This is a genomic window from Caballeronia pedi, assembly GCF_001544915.2.
Lineage (GTDB): Bacteria > Pseudomonadota > Gammaproteobacteria > Burkholderiales > Burkholderiaceae > Caballeronia > Caballeronia pedi.
The window spans coordinates 68,749-91,067 of record NZ_FCOE02000025.1 but is presented as its reverse complement, the minus strand read 5'-3'; the positions used below and the strand labels follow the sequence as shown (position 1 = coordinate 91,067).

General features: G+C 63.4%; 22 protein-coding genes. 17 read left to right on the top strand and 5 right to left on the bottom strand.

The window, feature by feature from the left end:
* Window positions 1-2 precede the first annotated feature (2 nt).
* The 4 genes from AWB80_RS28865 to AWB80_RS28850 all read left to right on the top strand — a co-directional run bounded on the left by AWB80_RS28865 (window position 3) and on the right by AWB80_RS28850 (window position 4,137).
* Entirely contained in the window at window positions 3-773 is a 771-nt protein-coding gene (locus AWB80_RS28865) for a pyrroline-5-carboxylate reductase (RefSeq protein WP_061178094.1), read from the top strand.
* 54 nt (window positions 774-827) lie between these two features.
* Window positions 828-1,829, top strand: a complete 1,002-nt coding sequence (locus AWB80_RS28860; RefSeq protein WP_061178128.1) for a LysR family transcriptional regulator — start codon at window positions 828-830, stop codon at window positions 1,827-1,829.
* 7 nt (window positions 1,830-1,836) lie between these two features.
* Window positions 1,837-2,763, top strand: coding sequence for a LysR substrate-binding domain-containing protein (locus AWB80_RS28855; protein ID WP_061178093.1), 927 nt, complete (start codon window positions 1,837-1,839; stop codon window positions 2,761-2,763).
* Between the two features lie 117 nt (window positions 2,764-2,880).
* Window positions 2,881-4,137, top strand: a complete 1,257-nt coding sequence (locus tag AWB80_RS28850) for an aromatic ring-hydroxylating oxygenase subunit alpha (RefSeq protein ID WP_061178092.1) — start codon at window positions 2,881-2,883, stop codon at window positions 4,135-4,137.
* A gap of 15 nt (window positions 4,138-4,152) precedes the next feature.
* On the opposite strand, the gene AWB80_RS28845 is transcribed toward AWB80_RS28850, so the two are convergent.
* Window positions 4,153-4,854, bottom strand: coding sequence for a GntR family transcriptional regulator (locus tag AWB80_RS28845; protein WP_061178091.1), 702 nt, complete (start codon window positions 4,852-4,854; stop codon window positions 4,153-4,155).
* Window positions 4,855-5,020: 166 nt separating this feature from the next.
* On the opposite strand from AWB80_RS28845, the gene AWB80_RS28840 reads away from it, so the two are divergent.
* From AWB80_RS28840 to AWB80_RS28820, 5 genes are all read left to right on the top strand, one after another.
* The gene (locus tag AWB80_RS28840; protein WP_061178090.1) at window positions 5,021-6,295 is read left to right on the top strand and encodes a glucarate dehydratase family protein; all 1,275 of its coding nucleotides are present in this window, start codon (window positions 5,021-5,023) and stop codon (window positions 6,293-6,295) included.
* A 41-nt stretch (window positions 6,296-6,336) separates the two neighbouring features.
* Window positions 6,337-7,653 (top strand): MFS transporter, encoded by a 1,317-nt coding sequence (locus tag AWB80_RS28835; RefSeq protein WP_061178089.1) that lies wholly within the window; start codon window positions 6,337-6,339, stop codon window positions 7,651-7,653.
* A 52-nt stretch (window positions 7,654-7,705) separates the two neighbouring features.
* Entirely contained in the window at window positions 7,706-8,104 is a 399-nt protein-coding gene (locus tag AWB80_RS28830; protein WP_061178088.1) for a DUF3597 domain-containing protein, read from the top strand.
* A gap of 133 nt (window positions 8,105-8,237) precedes the next feature.
* Window positions 8,238-8,612, top strand: coding sequence for a phage holin family protein (locus tag AWB80_RS28825; RefSeq protein WP_061178087.1), 375 nt, complete (start codon window positions 8,238-8,240; stop codon window positions 8,610-8,612).
* Window positions 8,609-8,908 carry a hypothetical protein gene (locus AWB80_RS28820; RefSeq protein ID WP_061178086.1) on the top strand — a complete coding sequence of 100 codons (300 nt, stop codon included), beginning with the start codon at window positions 8,609-8,611 and terminating at the stop codon, window positions 8,906-8,908. The genes AWB80_RS28825 and AWB80_RS28820 overlap by 4 nt, the downstream gene beginning before the upstream one ends.
* A gap of 217 nt (window positions 8,909-9,125) precedes the next feature.
* On the opposite strand, the gene AWB80_RS28815 is transcribed toward AWB80_RS28820, so the two are convergent.
* The 3 genes from AWB80_RS28815 to AWB80_RS28805 form a co-directional block, all read right to left on the bottom strand.
* A complete protein-coding gene (locus AWB80_RS28815; protein ID WP_061178127.1) occupies window positions 9,126-9,668 on the bottom strand; it encodes a hemerythrin domain-containing protein in 543 nt (180 codons plus the stop codon).
* A 63-nt stretch (window positions 9,669-9,731) separates the two neighbouring features.
* Window positions 9,732-10,490, bottom strand: a complete 759-nt coding sequence (locus AWB80_RS28810) for an alpha/beta hydrolase family protein (RefSeq protein WP_061178084.1) — start codon at window positions 10,488-10,490, stop codon at window positions 9,732-9,734.
* Window positions 10,491-11,606, bottom strand: coding sequence for a DUF3182 family protein (locus tag AWB80_RS28805; protein ID WP_061178126.1), 1,116 nt, complete (start codon window positions 11,604-11,606; stop codon window positions 10,491-10,493).
* Window positions 11,607-11,826: 220 nt separating this feature from the next.
* Here AWB80_RS28805 and deoC point away from each other — a divergent pair, with 220 nt between their 5' ends.
* From deoC to AWB80_RS28765, 8 genes are all read left to right on the top strand, one after another.
* Window positions 11,827-12,831 (top strand): deoxyribose-phosphate aldolase, encoded by a 1,005-nt coding sequence (gene deoC, locus AWB80_RS28800; RefSeq protein WP_061178125.1) that lies wholly within the window; start codon window positions 11,827-11,829, stop codon window positions 12,829-12,831.
* Between the two features lie 26 nt (window positions 12,832-12,857).
* Window positions 12,858-15,248 carry an aldehyde dehydrogenase family protein gene (locus AWB80_RS28795; RefSeq protein ID WP_061178083.1) on the top strand — a complete coding sequence of 797 codons (2,391 nt, stop codon included), beginning with the start codon at window positions 12,858-12,860 and terminating at the stop codon, window positions 15,246-15,248.
* Between the two features lie 61 nt (window positions 15,249-15,309).
* On the top strand, window positions 15,310-15,792 hold the full coding sequence (locus AWB80_RS28790) for an RbsD/FucU family protein (protein ID WP_061178082.1): 483 nt from the start codon (window positions 15,310-15,312) through the stop codon (window positions 15,790-15,792).
* The gene (rbsK, locus tag AWB80_RS28785; protein WP_061178081.1) at window positions 15,789-16,721 is read left to right on the top strand and encodes a ribokinase; all 933 of its coding nucleotides are present in this window, start codon (window positions 15,789-15,791) and stop codon (window positions 16,719-16,721) included. The genes AWB80_RS28790 and rbsK overlap by 4 nt, the downstream gene beginning before the upstream one ends.
* Window positions 16,718-17,761 (top strand): ABC transporter permease, encoded by a 1,044-nt coding sequence (locus tag AWB80_RS28780; RefSeq protein WP_061178080.1) that lies wholly within the window; start codon window positions 16,718-16,720, stop codon window positions 17,759-17,761. Before rbsK ends, AWB80_RS28780 begins: the two co-directional genes overlap by 4 nt.
* 47 nt (window positions 17,762-17,808) lie before the next feature.
* Window positions 17,809-18,813, top strand: coding sequence for a substrate-binding domain-containing protein (locus AWB80_RS28775; RefSeq protein ID WP_061178079.1), 1,005 nt, complete (start codon window positions 17,809-17,811; stop codon window positions 18,811-18,813).
* Between the two features lie 53 nt (window positions 18,814-18,866).
* Window positions 18,867-20,396, top strand: coding sequence for a sugar ABC transporter ATP-binding protein (locus AWB80_RS28770; protein WP_061178078.1), 1,530 nt, complete (start codon window positions 18,867-18,869; stop codon window positions 20,394-20,396).
* Window positions 20,393-21,454, top strand: a complete 1,062-nt coding sequence (locus AWB80_RS28765) for an ABC transporter permease (protein WP_061178077.1) — start codon at window positions 20,393-20,395, stop codon at window positions 21,452-21,454. Before AWB80_RS28770 ends, AWB80_RS28765 begins: the two co-directional genes overlap by 4 nt.
* Before the next feature lie 77 nt (window positions 21,455-21,531).
* On the opposite strand, the gene AWB80_RS28760 is transcribed toward AWB80_RS28765, so the two are convergent.
* Entirely contained in the window at window positions 21,532-22,254 is a 723-nt protein-coding gene (locus AWB80_RS28760) for a DeoR/GlpR family DNA-binding transcription regulator (RefSeq protein WP_061178076.1), read from the bottom strand.
* Window positions 22,255-22,319 lie beyond the last annotated feature (65 nt).

Sequence of the window (22,319 nt, the reverse complement as noted above, 5' to 3'; positions counted from 1 at the left end):
CCATGCGTATAGGCTTCATCGGTACCGGCGCGATCACGGAGGCCGTCGTGACCGGCATGATCCGTTGCGACGTTGCTTTCGAGCACGTCGCGCTGTCGCCGCGCAATGCCAACACCGCCGCGCGGCTCGCGAAGCTGGACCCGCGCATCGAGGTTTGCGCAAGCAATCAGGACGTGCTCGATTCATCGGATGTCGTGTGTCTCGCGGTCTTGCCGCAGATCGCATCGGATGTATTGAGCGAACTCGCCTTCGATGCGCGGCATCACATCATCAGCTTCCTCGCGGGCAAGTCGCTCGATCAGGTGCGGGCATTCGTGCGCGGCCCGGAAAAGGTCGTGCGCGCAATCCCTTTGCCCGCGGTGGCGGCGGGCAAGGGCAGTACCGCGATCTGCCCGCGCGACGACATCGCGCGAGCGTTGTTCGCGCCGCTCGGCGAAGCGGTCGAAGTCGACGACGAACATCAGTTCAACGCCCTGTCCGCCGCAACCGCGACGATGGCGGCCTTCTTCGCGCTGCTGGAGGAGCAGGCGTCGTGGCTCGTGCGGCAAGGCATGCCGTACGCGTCGGCCCGTTCGTTTTTGTCGGGCTATCATGTGGGGCTCGCTCATGAAGCAGCCTCGGGCACGGAGCCATTTTCCGCGATGATCGGACAGGCGAGCACGCCCGGCGGTCTCAACGAACAGCTCAACCGCGAGCTGTCGGAGCGGGGCACGTACGCGCACTACGCGCAGGCGCTCGACTCGATCCTGCGCCGCGTGCAAGGGCGCGAGTGAACGCGCAAGATACGAAGAACAAGCGATAATCGCGAGCCCTGGAAGGTGATGCACATGCAGAAGAAACAGCAGTTCGCGGACAGGCTTCTCGCCCAGATGCCATCGTTGCGCGCGCTCCGGTGCTTCGTCACCGCCGCGCGCTACGAAAGCTTCACGCAGGCCGCTGAAGTGCTGTGCGTCACCCAGGCGGCGGTGAGCCGGCAGATCAAGGAGCTCGAAGACACGCTCGAAGTAGCGCTGTTCGAGCGCACCGGCCGGCACATCGCGCTGACCGACGCGGGCCGCATTCTCTACAACGCGTCGTATTTGTCGATCATGAACATCGCGGAGGCGGCGCAAGCGGTGCGGCGGGTCGATCGCCATGCGCTGACGCTCTGCATCTCCCATACGTTTTCGGCGCTCTGGCTGTCGTTCCGCTTGCCCGCGTTTCGCCAGCGCTTTCCGAACATCCGCCTGCACGTGATGGTCACCGAGCACTTCATGGAACTCGATGATCTCATGGAGCCCGATGTCATCATCACGAAGAACCCGCCGCGCGAGGCGGAATACGAAGTCGAGCCGCTCTTTCACGACATCGTGTATCCGGTGTGCAGCGTGCCGTTTCACGAGCGCTATTTTCATGGGCGTACGCTCAAGCCGCTCGATCTGCTCGCGCATCCCACGCTGAGCCTGTCGCTGCTCGGGCGCGCGCAGGTGTGCGAGCACGTCGACTGGCGCGTGTGGAAGAACTGGTATCAGCAAGGCGACGGTTCCGAACGGCTCGATCAGCACGACGATCTCGAGAGCAACGACTATCGGCTGCTGGTCGCGCAGGCCGAAGCGGGCGAGGGCACCTTGCTCGGCTGGCATCATCTGGTGCATCGTCAGGTGGAGCAGAAGAAGCTGGTCCGTCCCGTCGACGACGCGCTCGTGTTTCACGATCGACATCACTATGTGATTACGCATCGCAATGCGAAGTCGCGTCCGGAATATGTTCAGTTTCGTCAATGGCTCGACGAGGAAATCGCGACGATGATGCAGGGATGGCCCGCCTCCGAGGCGAAGGCGATGCAGTGAGCGCCGCATGAAACCGGCCATCGAGAAAACCAAGGGGTATCGGCGGCTGATTCCGTCGGTGACGGCGCTGGTCGAGTTCGAAGCCGTCGCGCGGCTCGGCAGCTTCACGCTCGCCGCGCATGAACTGGGCGTCACGCAGGCCGCGGTGAGCCGTCAGGTGCGCTTCCTGGAAGAGACGCTCGGCACGCGGCTCTTTCGCCGCCTGCATCGCGCGATCGAACTGACGGATGAAGGCGAAGCCTTGTACCGGGTCGTCGCGGAGTCGATGCAGAAGATCGCGAGCGTGTTCGATCGTCTCGCGCGCGGCCCGGTGCAGCAGGAACTCGTGCTCGCGGCAACCTCCGCGTTCTCGCATTTTCGTCTGCTGCCGCGCCTGGCTTCACTCAAGGCGGTGCAGCCCGATCTGCAATTGCGCCTGTCCACGCAGATGTTCACGGCAGACCTGCGGCACAAGGAAATCGACGTCGCGGTGCGCTTCGGCAACGGCATCTGGCCGGATGGCACCGCCACCTTGCTGTTCGACGAAGAAGTGTTTCCGGTCTGCTCGCCCACATGGTTGCAGGCGCAGCCCGCGCCGGCGTCGCTGGAAGAACTCGCGGGCGCCGTGCTCGTCGAATCGGATTCGACGACCGAAGGCTGGATGGGCTGGGAAGAGTGGTTCCACGCGGTCGGCTTCCGGCCGATGCGGCTGAATTTCGCGCTTCGTTGCAGCCTCTACACCGATGCGATCCAGGCCGCGCGCTACGGCCAGGGCGTCGCGCTCGGCTGGGGCCGGCTGGTGCACGATCTCGTCGAGAGCGGCGAGCTCGTCAGGCTGCCCGTCGCGGCGTTCAAACCGACGGAAAGCTACTTCGTCGTGGTGCCGCACGGCCGCACGATCACGCCCGCCATCGATGGTCTGATCAACTGGCTGCGCGAGGACGCGCACGCATAATCCAAAGTTATTCGAGACGGAAAATAAAGCGCGTTGACGCTATTTATCAGCGATCCAATACTCAGGATATCGCGGGACCACTCGGAGTCCCGATCCCCTGAACGTTGGAGAGCGACGATGTCCGAAGTGCAAATCAGAACCCAAGGCGAACTGATCCGCAGCCGCGAGCCCGGTCACGGCATGCCGGGCGAGCTGTTCGGGCGGCAGGACGTGTTCGAGAAAGATGTCGAGATCTTTTTCCAGAAGCACTGGATTCTGGTGGGCGTGACGGCGGACGTTCCCGAGCCGGGCGACGTGTCCACCGTCGACATCGGCCGCGCCTCGATCATCATGGTTCGCGACGACGATGAGAACATCCGCACCTATCGCAATGTCTGCCGCCATCGCGGCGCGCGTCTGAAGGAGCCGGGCAAGTCGACCGTCGGCATGCTGGTGTGTCCGTATCACCAGTGGACTTACGATCTCGACGGCAGCCTGCGGCACGCCGCGCACATGGGCCGCGATTTCGATCCGACCTGCCGCAGCCTGATTCCGGTGCATACGCGCATCGTCGGCACGCATGTTTTCGTGTGTCTCGCCGACGAGCCGCCCGCCGACATTTCAAAACTCGAAGCAACGATGGCCCCACGTTTCGCGCCTTACGATCTGCGCAATACGAAGATCGCGTTCGAATCGGAGATCATCGAGAACGGCAACTGGAAGCTCGTGATCGAGAACAATCGCGAGTGCTATCACTGTGCGGCGACGCATCCGGAACTGACCGCCTCGTTCTTGCCGGAGGATTTCGGTTTCTGTCCCGAGAATCTCACCGATGAAGCGCTTCGCGAAATCGCGGCGTACAAGGAACGCAACGCGGCGTGCCAGGCGAGCTGGGAGAGTGACGGCTTCACGAGCGCGACCGTCGAATGGCTGGGCGAGGATGCAGTCACGCAGTTCAGGACGCAGCAACTCGTCATCGCGGGACACGGAGAATCGCAGACCATCAGCACGAAGGCCGCGAGCCAGAAGCTGCTTGGCAACCTGCAGCGGCGCGATCTCGGCGACACGCATTTGTGGACGCACAACTCATGGACGCACGTGATGAGCGACCATGCGGTGGTGTCGTACATCATTCCGCTTGCGCCGGATAAAACGCTCGTGCGCTCGAAATGGCTCGTGCATGCGGATGCGGTCGAAGGCGTCGATTATCAGATTCAGGATCTGACCGAAGTGTGGGTCGCGACGAATGCGCAGGACAAGCATCTCGTCGAGATCACGCATGAAGGGACGCAGGATCCGGCCTACCGGCCGGGGGTGTTTTCGCCTTTTACCGAGAGTTATGTCGAGCAGTTCTCGCGGTGGTATGCGGCTCGGTTGGATGCTTACGGCGTCTGAACGGCAAGCGCACGCTCAGTGATCAGTCACAAAAGTCGGATGACGGGTGCGAATCTCATCCACCTGACTGAGCGTGCCCGAAAGATGCTTGCGCAACGCGGCATCGGCGGCATCGAGATCGCCCTTTTCGATCGCATCGACGATCTCCGTGTGATCCCGCACGACAGCCATCGTCTTGCCCTCGACCGGCAAGTGCAAGCGCCGCAACCGGTCGATGTGACCGCTCAGTCTCCGCACCAGATCCCAAAGCTGCGGCACACCCGCCGCCTCATACATCTGCCGGTGAAAAGCCTGATCGAGCGCTGAAAACTGCTCGACGTCCTGTGGCTCCAGCCATTCCATCTGCTCGGCGATCGTCGCGCGCAGCCGCGCAATCAGCGACGCCTTGTGTTCGCGCGCCAGCGTGCGCACGACTTCCAGCTCGATCGAGCGCCTCAGAAAATGCGCCTGCAATGCCGACGCCACGTTGATCTGGCTCACGACCGTCGCGTGCTGGGGAAAGATATCGACCAGACCTTCCTCGCCGAGCTTCATCAGCGCGTCGCGCACGGGCGTCTGGCTGAGGCCGTAGCGCGTCGCGAGTTCGGTGCGCGACAGCACCGTGCCGGGCGCCAGTTCCAGCGACAGAATCATGTCGCGCAGCCGTTCGAAGACTTGCGGCGCGGCGTGACGCGAGCGGTCGAGGCGATGAATCGAGGCGGAAGCGGCGTTTTTCATGGTATGCGCGAACAGAAGGCGACTGAAACATTAGTACTATAGCCGCGCTCCGGCCCGAAATGGAACGATGTCGAGATAGTCTGCGCGTCCGCGTATACCCGACTGACACACTAATACATTAGTGCTTTACTATTCGGCTACTCTCTCGCTACTTCCGGACGCCGACATGCCTCGTCAAATTTCCATCACGCAGGTCCGAATCACGCCGATCGCCTTTCGCGACGGTCCGTTGCTGAACGCCGCGGGCATCCACGAGCCGTGGGCGCTGCGCGCGATCGTGGAACTGGAAACGAGCGACGGCCGCGTCGGCATCTCCGAAACTTACGGCGATGAACCGATGCTGCGCGTGCTGGATCAGGCCAAGGATCTCGTGATCGGCCTGTCGCCGTTCGATCTGAACCAGATGGAAGAGCGCGTGCGCGCGACGATCAAGGCGACGCCCGGCGCGGTCGAATTCGAACTCGCGCCCGGCTCGCACGCCGCGAAGAACGCGCCGAAGGTCATCAGCACGCTCGAAGTGGCGATGCTCGATCTGCAAGGGCAGATCATCGGCGCGCCGGTCGTCGATCTGCTCGGCGGCAAGGTCCGCGACGCGGTGCCGTACAGCGCGTATCTGTTCTTCAAGTACGCGGAGCACATCGACAAGCCGTATGCGCCCGATGCGTGGGGCGAGGGCATCAGCCCGGAGCAGATCGTCGCGCAGGCACAGCGCATGATCGACCTGTACGGTTTTCAGAGCATCAAGCTGAAGGGCGGCGTGTTCGAGCCCGCGCATGAAATCGCCTGCATGCAGGCGCTCGCGAAGGCGTTCCCCGGCATGCCGCTGCGTCTCGATCCGAATGCGAACTGGACGCTGGAAACGAGCATCAAGGCCGCGCCCGCGCTCGACGAAATTCTCGAATACTACGAAGACCCGTGCCCCGGCCTCGAAGGCATGGCCGAACTGCAGAAGCACACGAAGCTGCCGCTCGCGACCAACATGGTCATCACCACGATGGACGACTTCCGGCGCGGCTGCAACATGGGCTCGATCAAGGTGCTGCTGTCCGATCACCACTACTGGGGCGGCCTGCGCGCGACGCAAACGCTCGCGCGGATGGCGAAGCTGTGGGGCTTCGGCATGTCGATGCATTCGAACTCGCATCTCGGCATCAGCCTGATGGCGATGACGCATGTCGCGGCCAGCGTGCCGAACCTCACGTATGCGTGCGACACGCACTATCCGTGGCAGGAAGAGGAAATCATCAAGGGCGGCCGCGTCGTGTTCGACAACGGCTCGGTGCGCGTACCGACGACGCCGGGCCTGGGCGTCGAGCTCGATCGCGAGAAGCTCGCCGAATTGCACGAGCAATACCTGACGTGCGGCGTGCGCAATCGCGACGATCTCACGCAGATGCGCAAGTATCAGCCGGACTTCACCGGCAAGAACCCGCGCTTCTGAGTCATAGAACAAGTACACGCGCATTCCCAGGAGACAACCTCATGAGTCATTCCAGCGCGCTGTCGAGCGCGGTTCACAAGATCAAGTGGCATGTGCTGCCGCTGTTCGTCGTGATGTTCATCGTCAATTACATCGACCGGGTGAATATCGGGTTCGTGCGTCAGCATCTGAGCGCGGATCTCGGCATCGGCGCCGCGGCCTACGGGCTCGGCGCGGGTCTCTTCTTCGTGAGCTATGCGGTGTTCGAAGTGCCGTCGAACATGCTGATGCAGCGCTTCGGCGCGCGCGCGTGGCTCACGCGCATCATGATCACCTGGGGGCTCGCCGCGACCGGCATGGCCTTCGTGCAGGGCGAAACCTCGTTCTATGCGATGCGTCTGCTGCTCGGCGCAGCCGAAGCGGGCTTCTTTCCCGGCGTCGTGTTCTATTTCACGCAATGGCTGCCGCGCGACCAGCGCGGCAAGGCGATGGCCATTTTCCTGAGCGGTTCCGCGCTCGCGTCGGTGTTCTCCGGTCCAATCTCGGGCGGCCTGATGCTGATCCAGGGCGCGGGCCTGCATGGCTGGCAGTGGATGTTCATCATCGAAGGCATGGCGTCGGTGGTGCTCGCGGGCTTCGTGTGGTTCTGGCTCGATTCGAAACCGCGCGACGCCAAATGGCTCACGCGTGAAGAGCAGGAAGCGGTCGTCGCCGAAATCGAGGACGAGCAGCGCCGCCGCGATGCGGCGCATGTGAAGACGCCGTCGGCGTGGAGTCTGCTGCGCGACCCGCAGATCTTGATCTTCTGCCTGATCTATTTCTCGGTCTCGCTGACGATCTACGGCGCGACGTTCTGGCTGCCGAGCATCATCCGCAAGATGGGGCATCTCAACGACTTCCAGGTCGGGCTGTTCAACTCGATTCCGTGGCTGATCTCCATCGTCGCGATGTATCTGTTCGCGGCGCTCGCGGCGCGCTTCAAGTTCCAGCAGGCGTGGGTCGCGTGCGTATTGCTGATCGCGGCGGCCGGCATGTATGCGGCGGGGCTGGGCAGTCCAGTGTTCTCGTTCATCGCGATCTGCTTTGCGGCGATCGGTTTCAAGGCGGCGTCGTCGCTGTTCTGGCCGATTCCGCAAGGCTATCTCGATGCGCGCATCGCAGCGCCCGTGCTCGCGCTGATCAATTCGATCGGCAATTTGGGCGGCTTCGTTGCACCGGCGACCTTCGGCTTTCTCGAACAGAAGACTGGTTCGATTCAGGGCGGATTGACGGGGCTTGCCGCCATGTCCGTGCTGGCAGCAGGCGTGGTGTTCCTCGCGCGCATAGCGCCGCGCACGGGACGTAATGTGACACCGTTGCGACCGGGCGTGCAGAAATAGAGGCGGCATGGCGCTTGCCTATAATGGGTGGCCCACTTCAAAAGGAGGCGCCATGAGTATCTTTTCCAATATCCTGAACAAAATCTTTCACCACGACAGTGCACCCGCCGCGCCAGCCGCAAACGCGGGCCAGCCGGCGGCGACGGCGGCTCCGGCAACTGCGCCTGAGCCTGCGCAACCCGCCGCACCGAAGCAGGAAGTGGATGTAGAAGCGGTGCTGACACAGCTTCAGGCCAATCACGGCGAACAGCTCAACTGGCGTACCTCGATCGTCGATCTGATGAAGCTGCTCGGCCTCGACAGCAGCCTGTCCGCGCGAAAGGAACTCGCTTCGGAGCTGCACTACAGCGGCAACACGGAAGATTCCGCCGCGATGAACATCTGGCTGCACAAGCAGGTGATGCAGAAGCTCGCGGAAAACGGCGGCAAGGTGCCGGACGAACTCAAGTAATCACGCTTCCTCAAGAGGAAAGAAAAACGCGCCGCAGACAATGCGAGCGCGTTTTTTTTGCGTCTCACGACGCTGGCATGCGCGCTGCTGTATCACGGTGCACACCGCACCGATCCCTCGCCGGAGAAGCACGATGACAATTCAGAAAACGATCTCCAACTGGCGCAGGATCGGTCATTTCTGCGCGGGGCGTTTCGTCGATTATGGCGAGCTGATACCCATCGAACTCGCAGAAACGAAAAAGCGCGTGCTGCACGAGATTGTCGCGCTGGTCGCGCTGACCATCGGTGCGCTATTTACACTGTCGTTCGTTTCCATCGCCGTGATCGTGACGGCTGTCGGCACACCGCATCTCGTGCTGACGGCATGGTGCGTCGCAGGCGCGTGGCTCGCCGTCGCGGTCATCGCTGTCATCGTGATGATGTCGCGCAAGCCGGCCGAGCCGTTCCAGTTACTGCGCGACCAGTTGCGGCGCGACGTCGAAGCAATCAGGGAGGTGGCGCAATGAAGCATGCCGAGGCTCAGGCAGCCGTGCTCGCACGCATGGCGGAATCGCGCACGGAACTGCTGGCCGCATATGTGGCGAATGAACCGATGCGCGTCGCGTATGTACCCCGTGCATTACCGAAGCCGCAGTCCGCGCCGTGGTTCCTGCGCACGCCGAACGCTGAACTGATCGCGCTGGCGTTGATTGGCGTCACCATTCTCGGGCTTCGGCGCACGGTCCAGACGGCGGTCGGCGCGGGATTGAGCGCGTCGACCCACCGTGCATTCGCCGATCTCTTCAACGCTTTGCGCGAATGAGTGAGCGCTCAACGCCCCGAGCGGCGCTTTTTCGGCTTGCTCGGCGTGAGAGCCGCCGACCAGAAAGTTGCTACCTGCCGCTTCGCTTGCGCAGTCGCGCGGCCTCGCGTCGAACCAATGACCGCGTTCGCTCCCGAAAGCCACATGCTCATAAACGGATTCTTCTTTACCCAAGGGTTTTTCATATTTCGGTTCCGGTACGCGTAGAAGGTTGAGGTCAATGCAGGCGCATCGTGTTATCGCCGGCATCTTTCGGGATCTTCGATTCCAGTTCCTCCTTGCGTCGCATCATCCTGGTGCCGAGTTCGTTCAGGTCGGCGCCGGACTTGCGCAGCTTCGGAAACAGTTCCGATTCTTCCTCCTCGATGTGATGGCGCACCATCTCGCTCATCACCTTGAAAGTCGCATCGAAACCCGCTTCGCCCGCTCTCAGTGTAGTGAACTTGTCGATCAGCACCTTCACGAGAAAATGCTCGACGTACGCTTCCTCGACGTCCGGACGGTCATCTGCGTCCAGCGCTTTTTGCGCAGCGGGGTAGAGGAGTTCTTCTTCGATCATTGCGTGGACGGTCAGTTCTTCGCAGGCGCGTCGAACCAGTGTAGTCTTCGCGTCGAGATCATCGTCTCCCGCTTTCTCGAACGCATCGAACAGCTTTTCGACCGCGCGATGATCGTCCATCAGAATTTCTATGGCGTCCTGATGTTGCGCGGCTTGCGTCGCCGCCGCGGTCTTTGTTTGTGTGAGGATTTGGCGAGGCATCATGTGCTCCGTTGTCAGGTGGGGGTTCCATCAAACAGCAAAGCGTGGACCCGGAGGGCGTTGCTAACTCTCGCCGTGGCTGCCCGCGCGCCTTCCGCTGATCATCTCCGCCAGCCAGTTGATGACGAGCCCCGTGTAAGCGCGCTGACTGCCTTCATCCGACAAGCCATGATCCGCGCCGTCGATCACGCGATACGTCAGCGAGTGCGCGCGCAGGAACGCCTGAAGATAGCTGGCGAGCACCGTATGCGGCACGATTTCGTCGTGCTGCGACTCGACCAGCAACACGTCGCCGCCGAACTCCGCCGCCGCGCGCAGCGCGCGGTTCTCGCTCGCGCTCACGATGCGTCTGCGATACGCGACGAGATCATGCTCCTTGTGCAGCGTGCGCTTCGGGATGTTCCAGCCATCGTCGAGATAAAGGGCCGGCACGCGCAGGCCGAGCCAGCGCACCTGACGCATCGACGTGACGATCGACGCGAGATAGCCGCCGTAACTGCTGCCGATCACCGCGATCGACGTCGAATCGACGAGCGGATGCGCGGCGAGCGTGTCATAGGCCGCGAGCACGTCGCCGAGATTCGTTTCGCGTGTCACGGTTTCGTGCGCTTCCCTGGTGCGCGCATGGCCGGTCAGATCGAACGTCAGGCATACGCAGCCGAGCGCCGCCGCTTGGCGCGCCCGCTCCATGTATTGCGCCTGATCGCCGCCCCAGCCGTGCACGAAGAGCACGCCCGGAATGGTCGTCTCGGGCGTGACCACGGTGCCGTCGAGATAACCGCGTTCGACGGGAATCTGAATCTGCTGCCGGTCTGCCGTCATTCAATCGCTCCTTTCGACCGTATAGAACTTCGTGATGGGCCCACTGTGCGGATCGACACCGCGATACGAGATGCACGCATCGGCGGGAACGTCCGCATCGTCGCCATAGATTTCGACGGTCGATGCGCGCACGACCGCAAGCGCCGGATCGTCCGCGAACGCCTGCAATGCGCCGAGTTCCGCGCCGCTCGCGCCGCCGAGCCGCCACGATTGCTCCAGCACGCCGCAAACGTGATCGCCCTGATCGTCCGTGCCGCAGGCGACGTCGTAATTGCGGCGCGACGCGAAGAAATCGGGAAACGTGTCGCGGATGGCGGCATCGAACGTGCGTGCCAGCCGGATCGACATGCGTGCGTCGTCTGGCATTTCGAGGCGCTCCAGCGCATCGAATCCGCCGCGCACGACGACGAGATCGGAACCGCCGTAGACGTCGTGTCCGTGATTGTTGCGCGTCAGGTGTTGCACGCCGTAGTAGCTCGCCTCGTGCGCGCGGATGCACAGCCATCCCACGCTGTACGTCGCGATATCGCGCAAGTCTCGCTCCAGCACGATGCCTTCCGTCCGAAGCGCATCGTCGCCGATGTCGTCGAGTTGCGCGTCCAGTTGGTTTGCATCGGCGATCACCGCCTGTCCGCTTCCGCCGATGCCCGATGGACGCTTGAGCCGCACCGCGCCGTCTCTCCACAGCAGCGCGGCGGCGGCGTGCGCATCGTCGCGCGCAAACACCGAATATCCCGGCAGCACCAGATGCCCGATGCGATCGCCGAGTTCGTCCGGCCATCCGGCAGGCTTTGCACGCGCGCCGGGCGGCAAACCATGCGCGACGACTTTCGTCGCGACGAACGGATAAGGCACGACGCCGCCGAACAGATCGTCTTCACGCGTCACGCCCATGCGTCGCGCGTCGTCGAGCAAAAGCGTGTCGTCGGGGATGAGATAGCGATGCGCATGGCGGCGCGCCTCGTCGATGTCACCGCCGAACGGCACACCGATGAGCGCTGCGAGTTGTCCGGCGAGCGCGCGTTGCGTTTCGATTTCGTGTTGCCCGCGCGCGGCTTTCTGGCCACCGCTATGGACGAGCACGACGAGATCGTGGTCTGCGGACGATGCGTTCATGGCGCGCTCCTCGCTGAGACGCTTGCGGTCCTGTTGCGTCAGGCTTACGACAAGCCTGCCGCAGGGTGAAGCGAGCAAGCTTCGTTCCGCTTATTTACGAAACGGGCCGCTGCAACTCCGAACTTTCCCTATGTTACGATCCTAACAAGACTGTTATAAACTGAGATCAATCTATCAAAAACTGTTGTGCGTCGCACAAGACGCCGGCATACCCGATCTCATGCTGGAAACTGCATCGAAGTCCATCGTCGCGTGGCCTGGCAAGACCCAGGCTCATAGCGCCCGCAATCCCGGCGTGCCGTTCGATCTCGCGTGGCTCGACGGGCTGCGCGTGAATCAGTCGGCTGTCGCGCGCCGCACATCGACGCTCGGCACCCGCCGCGCCGTCAAGAAAGACGCGCAGGCGGCGTGGCTGCTGAAGGCCATCACCTGCATCGACCTCACGACGCTGAGCGGCGACGATACTCACGGTCGTGTCGAACGCCTGTGCGCGAAGGCGCGCCGTCCATTGCGCGACGATCTGCTCGACGCGCTCGGCATGGCGCCCGCATCGATCACGACGGGCGCGGTGTGCGTCTACCACCGCTACGTGAAAACGGCGGTGAACGCGCTCGAAGGCAGCGGCATTCCGGTCGCGGCTGTATCGACGGGCTTTCCCGCCGGGCTCATTCCGCATGACCTGAAGCTGCGCGAGATCGAGGCGTCGGTGAAAGATGGCGCGTCCGAGATCGATATCGTCGTCACGCGCGAGCATGTGCTGACGGGTAACTGGCAGGCGCTATACGACGAGATGCGCGATTTCCGCGCGGCTTGCGGCGACGCACATGTGAAGGCGATTCTCGCCACCGGCGACATCCGCACGCTGTCGAACGTCGCGAAGGCGTCGATGATCTGCATGATGGCCGGCGCCGATTTCATCAAGACATCGACAGGCAAGGAAGGCGTCAACGCCACACTCGACGTGTCGCTCGTGATGGTGCGCATGATCCGCGAGTATCTCGCGCGCACCGGTGTCGCGATCGGTTTCAAGCCCGCGGGCGGCGTGTCCACCGCGAAGTCGGTGCTCGAATATCAGATCCTCATGAAGGAAGAACTCGGGCGCGAATGGCTCGAACCGGATCTGTTGCGCATCGGCGCATCGAGCCTCCTCGCGGATATCGAACGCCAGCTCGAACATCATGTGAGCGGACGCTATTCGTCGTTCAATCGCCATCCCGTCGCCTGACTCACCAGACCTCAATAGATAGCCTCATGAGCGTTGCCGAATACTTCTCCTCGATGGAATACGGACCCGCACCGGAAGACGATCGCGCCGCGCGCGCATGGCTCGATCAGCATGACGGGCGCTTCGGTCACTTCATCAACGGCGCATGGCGCGACAGCGACGACGCCGCCCGATTCGATTCGCGCGAACCCGCCACGGGCCGCGTGCTGGCGTCGATTGCGCAAGGCACTCAAGCCGATGTCGACGCCGCCGTGCAAGCCGCGCACGATGCGCTCGAAAGCTGGCAAGCCATCGGCGGTGCGGGGCGCGCACGGCATCTGTACGCCCTCTCGCGCATGGTTCAACGGCATGGCCGTCTGTTCGCCGTGCTCGAATCGCTCGACAACGGCAAGCCGATTCGCGAGTCGCGCGATATCGATATACCCCTTGTGGCAAGGCACTTTCTGCATCATGCGGGCTGGGCGCAATTGCAGGACAAGGAGTTTGCCGACTGGGCGCCGCTCGGCGTGATCGGCCAGATCGTGCCGTGGAATTTTCCGCTGCTGATGCTCGCCTGGAAGATCGCGCCGGCGCTCGCGCTCGGCAATACAGTCGTGTTGAAGCCCGCCGAGTTCACGCCGCTGACCGCGCTGCTGTTCGCGGAACTGGCGCATCGCGCGGGCCTGCCCAAGGGCGTGCTCAATGTCGTCACCGGCGATGGCAGCACGGGCGCGGCGCTCGTCGAGCACAAGCGCGTCGCAAAAATCGCGTTCACCGGATCGACCGAAGTGGGCCGCCAGATTCGCGCAAGCACGGCAGGCTCGGGCAAGTCGCTCACGCTCGAACTCGGCGGCAAGTCGCCGTTCATCGTGTTCGACGATGCCGATCTCGACAGCGCCGTGGAAGGCGTCGTCGATGCGATCTGGTTCAATCAGGGACAAGTGTGCTGCGCGGGTTCGCGTCTCTTGGTGCAGGAAGGTATCGAAGCGCGCTTCGTCGAGAAGCTGAAGCGCCGCATGGACACGTTGCGCGTCGGGACCTCGCTCGATAAAGGCATCGACATGAGCGCGGTCGTCGATGAAGTGCAGCTCGAACGCATTCGCGCGCTCGTCGAGCGGGGCGAAAGCGAAGGCTGTGAAATCTATCAGTCGCCGCGCGCCGCGTTGCCCGAAGGCGGCGCGTTCTTCCCGCCGACGCTCGTCACCAACGTTGCGCCCGCATCGACGCTCGCGCAAGAGGAAATCTTCGGGCCAGTGCTCGTGACGATGAGCTTCCGCACGCCGGAAGAAGCCGTCGCGTTAGCGAACAACACGCGCTACGGGCTCGCCGCGAGCGTGTGGAGCGAGAACATCAGCCGCGCGCTCGATGTCGCGCCGCGTCTGCAATGCGGCGTCGTATGGATCAACGCGACCAATCTCTTCGATGCGGCCGTCGGCTTCGGCGGCTATCGCGAGTCGGGCTTCGGTCGCGAAGGCGGACGCGAGGGCATCTACGAATATCTGAAGCCGCGCGCATGGGCCAAGCTCCCGGTTCGCGGCGAAACGAAGCCGTTGCAGGCGCAACCCGATTCGCTCGTCGATGCGGGCAAGGTCAGCGCGCTCGATCGCACGGCGAAGCTCTACATCGGCGGCAAGCAGGCGCGGCCCGACAGCGGTTATTCGCGGCTCGTCCATTCGCCCGCGGGCGAGATCGTCGGTGAAGTGGGCGAGGGCAATCGCAAGGACATTCGCAACGCGGTGGCCGCCGCGCGCGGCATGACGAAGTGGTCGTCGGCGAGCGCGCATAACCGCGCGCAAGTGCTGTACTACCTCGCGGAAAACCTGAGCGCGCGCGCCGATGAATTCGCCAGGCAACTCGTCACGCGCGCCGGTTCGAGCGAACGCGATGCGAAGCGTGAAGTCGATGCATCGATCGCGCGTTTCTTCACGTATGCCGCATGGGCCGACAAGTACGACGGCGCCGTGCATGCGCCGCCGCTGCATGGCGTCGCGCTGGCGATGCACGAGCCGCTCGGCGTGATCGGCATCGTGTGTCCGGACGAAGCGCCGCTGCTCGGCTTCGTGTCGCTGGTTGCGCCCGCGCTCGCGCTGGGCAATCGCGTGGTCGCGGTGCCGAGCGAGACATGTCCGCTGATGGCGACGGACTTCTATCAGGTTGTCGAGACATCGGACGTGCCGGGTGGCGCGCTGAACATCGTCACCGGCGATGCGCGAGCGCTGGCTCAGACGCTCGCGCAACACGACGACGTCGATGCGCTCTGGTGCTTCCACGGCGCGTCGCTATCGGCGATGACGGAGCGTGAGTCGGTCGGCAACCTGAAGCGCACGTTCGTCGATCAAGGCCGCGTGTTCGACTGGCACGATGCCGCGAGCGAAGGGCTGCCGTTCCTTCGCCAGGCGGTGCAGGTGAAGAACATCTGGGTGCCGTACGGCGACTGATGACCGATTTGATCGAGCGTAGATTCCGAAACGGGACACGCTCACGCATGGAGGAGACGCTGTGCTGAAGAACATCGATCCGCTCTTGAACGCCGATATCCTGTACGCGCTAGCCGCGATGGGGCACGGCGACGAAGTGGTGATCTGCGACGCTCATTTCCCCGCCGATTCCATCGCGCGGCAGACGGTGCTGGGCAAAGTGCTTCGCATCGACGGCGTGAGCGCGCCGCGTGCGGTGCGCGCGGTGCTGTCGGTGCTGCCGCTCGATACGTTCGTCGACGATCCCGCGGGCCGCATGGAAATAGTTGGCGATGCAACTGCCTTGCCCGCCGTGCAGCGCGAAGCGCAGCGCGAAGTGGACGATGCCGAAGGCCGCGGACTGCCGTTTGCGCCGGTCGAGCGCTTTGCGTTCTACGAGCGCGCGAAAAAGGCCTATTGCGTGATCGCCACGGGCGAAGCGCGCGGTTACGGCTGCTTCATCTTCAAGAAGGGCGTGATGCTCGCACCGGACGCTCCCGAGATTGCACACGGAGGCACGCGATGAAGAGCGTCGTCATTCTCGGCATCTACGTGACGGACCTTGCGTTTCGCGCGCAGCGTATGCCGCTGCTTGGCGAAACGGTCGCGGGTTCGGCCTTCAAGATGGGACCGGGCGGCAAGGGCTCGAATCAGGCCGTGGCCGCCGCGCGCGCGGGCGCGGACGTGATCTTCTGCACGCGCATCGGCGCGGACGCGTTCGGCGAGATCGCGCAGGCGACCTGGGCCGCCGAAGGCATCACCTCGCGCGCGACCGTGATGAACGATGTCGCGACGGGCGCCGCGCATATCTACGTCGATGAGAACACGGGCGGCAACGCGATCATCGTCGCGGCGGGCGCGGCGGGCACGCTCGCGCCTGAAGACGTCGATGCGATCGAGCACGACATCGCGCGCGCGGGCGTCTTCGTCACGCAACTGGAACAGCCGATTCCGGCCGCGCGTCGCGGTCTGGAACTCGCGCGCAAGCACGGCGTGACGACCGTCTTCAACCCCGCGCCCGCGCTGCCGCTCACCGACGATATCTATCCGCTGTGCGACTACATCACGCCGAACGAAACGGAAGCGACGGCGCTGACCGGCGTGGCGATCGCCAACATCGACGATGCGCGCCGCGCCGCCGACGTGCTGCTGAAGAAGGGCGCACGCGCCGTGATCGTCACGTTGGGCGAAGCGGGCGCGCTCCTGCATAACGCGCATGAATCGACGCTCGTGCCTGCGTTCGATTGCGGCCGCGTCGTCGAGACCGCCGGCGCGGGCGATGGCTTCACGGGCGGCTTCGCAGCCGCGCTCGCACGCGGCGAAAGCCCGCTCGATGCGGTGCGCTTCGGTTGCGCGCTCGCGAGCCTTTCGGTGACGCGCCCGGGCACCGCGCCGTCGATGCCGCGTCTCGCCGAAATCAACGCCGTGCTCGCGGAAAGGAGCGTCACGCAATGAAAGGATCGAAGTGGCTTGCTGATCGCCAGTTCAATTTCCTGATCGGCGTGAACGTGCTCGTCGTGATCGTCGCGACGTGGCTGTCGCACGGCCAGTTCCTCGATATCGACAACCTCCAGTCGATGGGCGGCCAGTTGCCCGAGCTCGGCCTGCTCGCGCTCGGCATCATGCTGTCGATGGTGTCGGGCAATGGCGGCATCGATCTGTCGGGCGTCGGACTGGCGAATCTCTCCGGCATGGTCGCGGCGATGCTGCTGCCGCACATGGTCTCCGCCGACGATTCGCCCGCGCTCTATACGGCGGTGTTCGTATGCTTCGTCGTATTGGTGGGCGCGATCGGCGGCTTGCTGAACGGCGTCGTGATCGCGAAGCTCAGGCTCACGCCGATTCTCTGCACGCTCGGCACGCAACTGCTCTTCACGGGCATCGCGGTGGTGCTGAGCAACGGCGCATCGGTGCGCGTGGAATATGTCGATCCGCTTTCCAACATCGGCAACGGCACCTTCCTGCAAGTGCCCATTTCGCTCTGGATCTTCATCGCCGCCGTGCTGCTGCTCGGCTGGGTGCTGAAGCGCACGCCGTTCGGCCTGCGTCTCTATCTGATGGGCACGAACCCGAAAGCCGCGTTCTATGCGGGCATTCCGCGCGCGCGCATGCTGATCCTTACCTACGGCATGTGCGGCGTGCTCGCGTCGCTCGCGGGTCTCATCAGCGCGACGCATACGTCGAGCGCGAAGTGGGACTACGGCAACTCGTATCTGCTGATCGCGATCCTGATCGCGGTGATGGGCGGCGTGAATCCGGCGGGCGGATATGGGCGCATCGTCTGCGTGTTTCTCGCCGCGACGGTGCTGCAGTTCCTGTCGAGCCTGTTCAATCTGCTCGGTGTATCGCAGTTCTTCGGCGATTGCGCGTGGGGTTTTCTGCTGCTCGCATCGCTCGCCTTCGCGGGCGGTGAGCGCGTGCGCGCGATATTCGGCATCGGTGGAGCCGCGCCCAAACGCAACGTGCCACCGCCGCCCGCATCGACTGGACGTTAGTGTGATTCGTTAAAGAGACCAATCGGACCATAAAAGGAGACAACGCAATGAAGCTCAGCAAACTCGGTACCGCACTGACGGCGATCGCACTCGCCGCAGGCGCGATCGCAGCCGCGCAGGCCGCGACCAACGAAACCATCGTGACGGTCGTGAAAGTGACCGGCATCAACTGGTTCAATCGCATGGACGAAGGCGTGAAGGAATTCGGCAAGGAGAACCCGAACGTCAACGCGTATCAGACGGGTCCGGGCCGCGCCGACGCCGCGCAGCAACTGAAGATCATCGAGGATCTGATTGCGAAGAAGGTCACGGCGATCGCCGTCGTGCCCTACGATCCGCCGACGCTCGAACCCGCGCTCAAGAAAGCAATGGATCGCGGCATCAAGGTCGTCACGCATGAAGCGGACAACGCCAAGAACACGATGGTCGACATCGAAGCCTTCGACAACACCGCGTACGGCGCGGGCCTCAACGAGCGCCTCTCGAAGTGCATGGGCCAACAGGGCAAATGGGCGGTGCTGGTCGGCTCGCTCGGCTCGCGCTCGCAGGTGCAATGGGCCGATGGCGGCATCGGCAACGCGAAGGCCAAGTATCCGAAGATGGATCTCGTCGAGCCTAAGCTCGAAACCAATAACGATGGCGAGCGCGCGTATCAAGTCGCGAAGGAAGTGCTGCGCAAGCATCCGGACCTGACGGGCTTCCAGGGTTCGTCGTCGCTGGATGTGATCGGCATCGGCCGCGCGGTCGAGGAAGCGGGCAAGGTCGGCAAGATCTGCGTGTATGGCACCGGTCTGCCGACGGAAGCGGGCAAGTTCCTCGAAAGCGGCGCGGTCAATGGCATCGCCTTCTGGGACCCGAAACTCGCTGGTCTCGCGATGAACAAGGTCGCGCAGATGCTCGTCGAGGGCAAGGAAGTGCAGAACGGCGCGGATCTCGGCATCGTGGGCTACAACAAGGTCACCGTGACGAAGGGTCCGGGCAAGGGCGTGATCGTGCGCGGCACCGGCTGGGTCGACGTCGACAAGACGAACTACAAGCAATACAACTTCTGATGTGACGCGCGCGGCGCGCTTTTTCGAAGGCGCGCCGCGCGCCCTGGACAGACATGACCACAACGACACCGCTTCTCGAAGTCGTCGATATTCACAAGCGCTTCACCGGCGTCTATGCGCTGCGCGGCGTGAGCCTCGCGTTCGAACGCGGGCAGATCTATCACCTGCTCGGCGAGAACGGCTGCGGCAAGAGCACGCTCATCAAGATCATCTCGGGCGCGCAGCCGCCCGATGAAGGCGAACTCGTGATCGAGGGCGCGCGCCACAAAAAGCTGTCGCCGCTCGAATCGCTTTCGGCGGGCATAGAAACGGTTTATCAGGATTTGTCGCTGCTGCCGAACATGAGCGTCGCGGAGAATGTCGCGCTGACGTCCGAGCTTGCCGAACATGCGGGCAAGCTTGCGCGCACGTTCGATCGCCGCGCGCTTGCGCAAACGGCCGCGCGCGCGCTCGAAGCCGTGGGCCTGCCCGGCGACGCGGAGTTCCAGAAGACGCTCATCGAACAACTGCCGCTTGCGACGCGTCAGCTTGTAGCGATCGCGCGCGCGATTGCCAGCGAGGCGAAGTTCGTCATCATGGACGAGCCGACGACCTCGCTCACGCAGAAGGAAGTCGATAACCTCATCGCCGTGCTCGCGCGTCTGCGCGCGGACGGTGTGGCTGTGCTGTTCGTGAGTCACAAGCTCGACGAGTGCTATGCGATCGGCGGCGAAGTGATCGTGCTGCGCGACGGCCAGAAGATGGCGCAAGGCCCGATCGAAAACTACACGAAGGCGCAGATCAGCGAGCTGATGACGGGCAAGCATCTTTCGACGGAGCGCTATCGGGCGGAGGGCGAAGCGGGTGCGTCGCAAGTCGTGCTCGACGTGCAGGGCGTCGGCCGTAAAGGCCAGTTCGCCGATGTATCGTTCAAGCTGCACAAGGGCGAGATTCTCGGCGTGACCGGTCTGCTCGATTCGGGCCGCAATGAACTCGCGCGTGCGCTTGCCGGCGTCGCGCCCGCCGATGCGGGCACGGTCACGCTCGACGGTTTGCGCGTGCGGCTGCAATCGCCTGCGGATGCGAAGGCGCAACGCATCGGCTATGTGCCGGAAGACCGTCTGAACGAAGGCCTTTTTCTCGACAAGCCGATTCGCGACAACGTCGTCACCGCGATGATCGCGAGCCTGCGCGACCGCTTCGGCCAGATCGACCGCAAGCGCGCGCAAGAGCTTGCCGAGCGCACCGTGAAGGACTTGCAGATCGCGACACCGGATGTCGACAAGCCCGTGCAATCGCTTTCGGGCGGCAATCAGCAACGCGTACTGATCGGCCGCTGGCTCGCGATCGATCCGCGCGTGCTGATCCTGCATGGGCCCACGGTCGGCGTCGACGTGGGATCGAAGGACATCATTTACCGCATCATGCAGCGGCTGTCGAAGGAGGGCATCGGCATCATCCTGATCAGCGACGATCTACCCGAACTGCTGCAGAACTGCGACCGTATTCTGATGATGAAGAAAGGCCGCGTCGCGAACGAATATCGCGCGGACCAGTTGACCGAAGCCGATCTTTATCACGCGCTACTTTCAGAGGCAGCATGAGCATGAGCGAATCCATCCGCCGCACGGGACGCGAACCGATGCCGCAATCCGCGGCCGAAGTGGCGCCGCGCGTGCGCAAGGGCAATCTGTACGCGCAACTGATGCGCAATCCCGAGTGGTTCACCGTCGGGCTGATCGTGGTGACGTGTCTGGTCGTGGGCGGCATCAACCCGCGCTTCTTCCAGTTCGCCACGCTGTTCGATCTGCTGCATTCGGCGACCACCGTTTCGCTGTTCGCGCTCGGCACGCTCGTCGTGCTGGCGTCGGGCGGCATCGACGTATCGTTCACGGCGATCGCCGCACTGACGATGTACTCGATCACCAAAGCGGTGTTCGCGTGGTGGCCCGAATGTCCGTTCGTGCTGATTCTGCTCGCGGGCGCGATCGGCGGCGTGATGCTCGGCGTGATCAACGGGATGCTCGTGCATCGACTGAAGGCGCCTTCGCTGATCGTGACCATCGGCACGCAGTATCTGTATCGCGGCTTGCTGCTGACGTTCGTCGGCACGCAGTTCTTCATGAACATTCCGCACAGCATGGATACGTTCGGGCGTTTGCCGCTGTTCTTCTATCACACGCCGGACGGCTTGCGCGCGGTGTTGCCGGTCTCCGTGCTCGCACTCGTGATCGCGGCGGTCGTGACGTGGTGGCTGCTCAATCGCACGATGATGGGCCGCGGCGTCTACGCGATGGGCGGTTCGCTCGCGATCGCCGAACGTCTCGGCTACAACCTGCGCGCGATTCATCTGTTCGTGTTCGGCTATACGGGTCTGCTGGCGGGCGTCGCCGGTATCCTGCATGTGTCGACTAACCGGCTTGCGAATCCGTTCGATCTCGTCGGCACGGAACTGGACGTGATCGCGGCGGTGATTCTCGGCGGCGCGCGCATCACGGGCGGCACGGGAACAGTGATCGGCACCTTGCTCGGCGTGGTGTTGGTGACGCTCATCAATAGCGTGCTGATTTTGATCGGCGTGCCGAGCACCTGGCAGAAGGTGATCATCGGCGCGTTCATTCTCGTCGCGGGGACGTTGTTTGCGTTGGGGCGCAGGCAGTAAAAGCGCTTTTCGAAAAACGGAACAAAAAAGGCTCGTTCAAATCCTGAACGAGCCTTTTCATTTTTAAACGGAACGATTCATGCGCGTTTTCGCGCTGCCTGACCTTGCTCGGTGATGATCGAATCGAACTCCGAAAGCTGGGAGAACCGCACCGCCTTGACCTTGCCGAATTTGCTGGCATCGACGACGAGATGCCGTTCCACCGCGCTCGCCATCGCGGCCTGCTTGATGGCGACTTCGTGAAAGTTCCAGCACGTCACGCCGCGCGCTTCATCCACGCCGCCCGCCGACATGAACGCCTTGTTGATTCCCATGCGCCGCAACGTCTCGACGCTCTCATCACTGGCGAACGATTCCGACGACGGCACGTAGACGCCGCCCAGAAGGATCATCCGCACGTTCGGCTTGCGCCGCAAAATCTCCGCGACATTGAGCGAATAGCACACGACCGTCAGGTGCATCTCCGTTGGAATCTGCCGCGCGAGCGTCGTGAGCGTCGTGCCGCAGTCGATGAAGATGGTTTCGCTGTCCACGAGCAGACGCGCGGCATGCGTCGACGCAACGGCCTTGGCTTGCGCGAAATGATCCTTTTCTTCCTCGATGGTGTAGCCGGCGTTGGGCACATCCGCGGCGCTGACGATATAGCCGCCGAGATAGGTGAACTGGCCGGGATGCGCGGCGATATCGCGGCGCACCGTCATCTCCGATACGCCGAGCAATGCGGCCGCGTCGCGCAGGCGCATCACGTTCTGTTTTTCGAGCGCGCCGGAAAGGGCGCGCAGGCGGTCGGTCTTGGCCATCGGGACGGCGCGACGAAGCGCGCGTTGAATGGCGGCGCGTCGCGCGAGGGGTGTTAGGTTTTGGT

Coding starts and splice junctions, on each gene's coding strand:
- AWB80_RS28820 (WP_061178086.1), top strand. CDS start 8,609: ATGAAGCATGCCGAGGCTCAGGCAGCCGTGCTCGCACGCATGGCGGAA.
- AWB80_RS28865 (WP_061178094.1), top strand. CDS start 3: ATGCGTATAGGCTTCATCGGTACCGGCGCGATCACGGAGGCCGTCGTG.
- AWB80_RS28815 (WP_061178127.1), bottom strand. CDS start 9,668: ATGCCTCGCCAAATCCTCACACAAACAAAGACCGCGGCGGCGACGCAA.
- AWB80_RS28850 (WP_061178092.1), top strand. CDS start 2,881: ATGTCCGAAGTGCAAATCAGAACCCAAGGCGAACTGATCCGCAGCCGC.
- AWB80_RS28775 (WP_061178079.1), top strand. CDS start 17,809: ATGAAGCTCAGCAAACTCGGTACCGCACTGACGGCGATCGCACTCGCC.
- AWB80_RS28760 (WP_061178076.1), bottom strand. CDS start 22,254: ATGGCCAAGACCGACCGCCTGCGCGCCCTTTCCGGCGCGCTCGAAAAA.
- AWB80_RS28835 (WP_061178089.1), top strand. CDS start 6,337: ATGAGTCATTCCAGCGCGCTGTCGAGCGCGGTTCACAAGATCAAGTGG.
- AWB80_RS28830 (WP_061178088.1), top strand. CDS start 7,706: ATGAGTATCTTTTCCAATATCCTGAACAAAATCTTTCACCACGACAGT.
- AWB80_RS28765 (WP_061178077.1), top strand. CDS start 20,393: ATGAGCATGAGCGAATCCATCCGCCGCACGGGACGCGAACCGATGCCG.
- rbsK (WP_061178081.1), top strand. CDS start 15,789: ATGAAGAGCGTCGTCATTCTCGGCATCTACGTGACGGACCTTGCGTTT.
- AWB80_RS28770 (WP_061178078.1), top strand. CDS start 18,867: ATGACCACAACGACACCGCTTCTCGAAGTCGTCGATATTCACAAGCGC.
- AWB80_RS28825 (WP_061178087.1), top strand. CDS start 8,238: ATGACAATTCAGAAAACGATCTCCAACTGGCGCAGGATCGGTCATTTC.
- AWB80_RS28780 (WP_061178080.1), top strand. CDS start 16,718: ATGAAAGGATCGAAGTGGCTTGCTGATCGCCAGTTCAATTTCCTGATC.
- AWB80_RS28805 (WP_061178126.1), bottom strand. CDS start 11,606: ATGAACGCATCGTCCGCAGACCACGATCTCGTCGTGCTCGTCCATAGC.
- deoC (WP_061178125.1), top strand. CDS start 11,827: ATGCTGGAAACTGCATCGAAGTCCATCGTCGCGTGGCCTGGCAAGACC.
- AWB80_RS28840 (WP_061178090.1), top strand. CDS start 5,021: ATGCCTCGTCAAATTTCCATCACGCAGGTCCGAATCACGCCGATCGCC.
- AWB80_RS28860 (WP_061178128.1), top strand. CDS start 828: ATGCAGAAGAAACAGCAGTTCGCGGACAGGCTTCTCGCCCAGATGCCA.
- AWB80_RS28795 (WP_061178083.1), top strand. CDS start 12,858: ATGAGCGTTGCCGAATACTTCTCCTCGATGGAATACGGACCCGCACCG.
- AWB80_RS28855 (WP_061178093.1), top strand. CDS start 1,837: ATGAAACCGGCCATCGAGAAAACCAAGGGGTATCGGCGGCTGATTCCG.
- AWB80_RS28810 (WP_061178084.1), bottom strand. CDS start 10,490: ATGACGGCAGACCGGCAGCAGATTCAGATTCCCGTCGAACGCGGTTAT.
- AWB80_RS28845 (WP_061178091.1), bottom strand. CDS start 4,854: ATGAAAAACGCCGCTTCCGCCTCGATTCATCGCCTCGACCGCTCGCGT.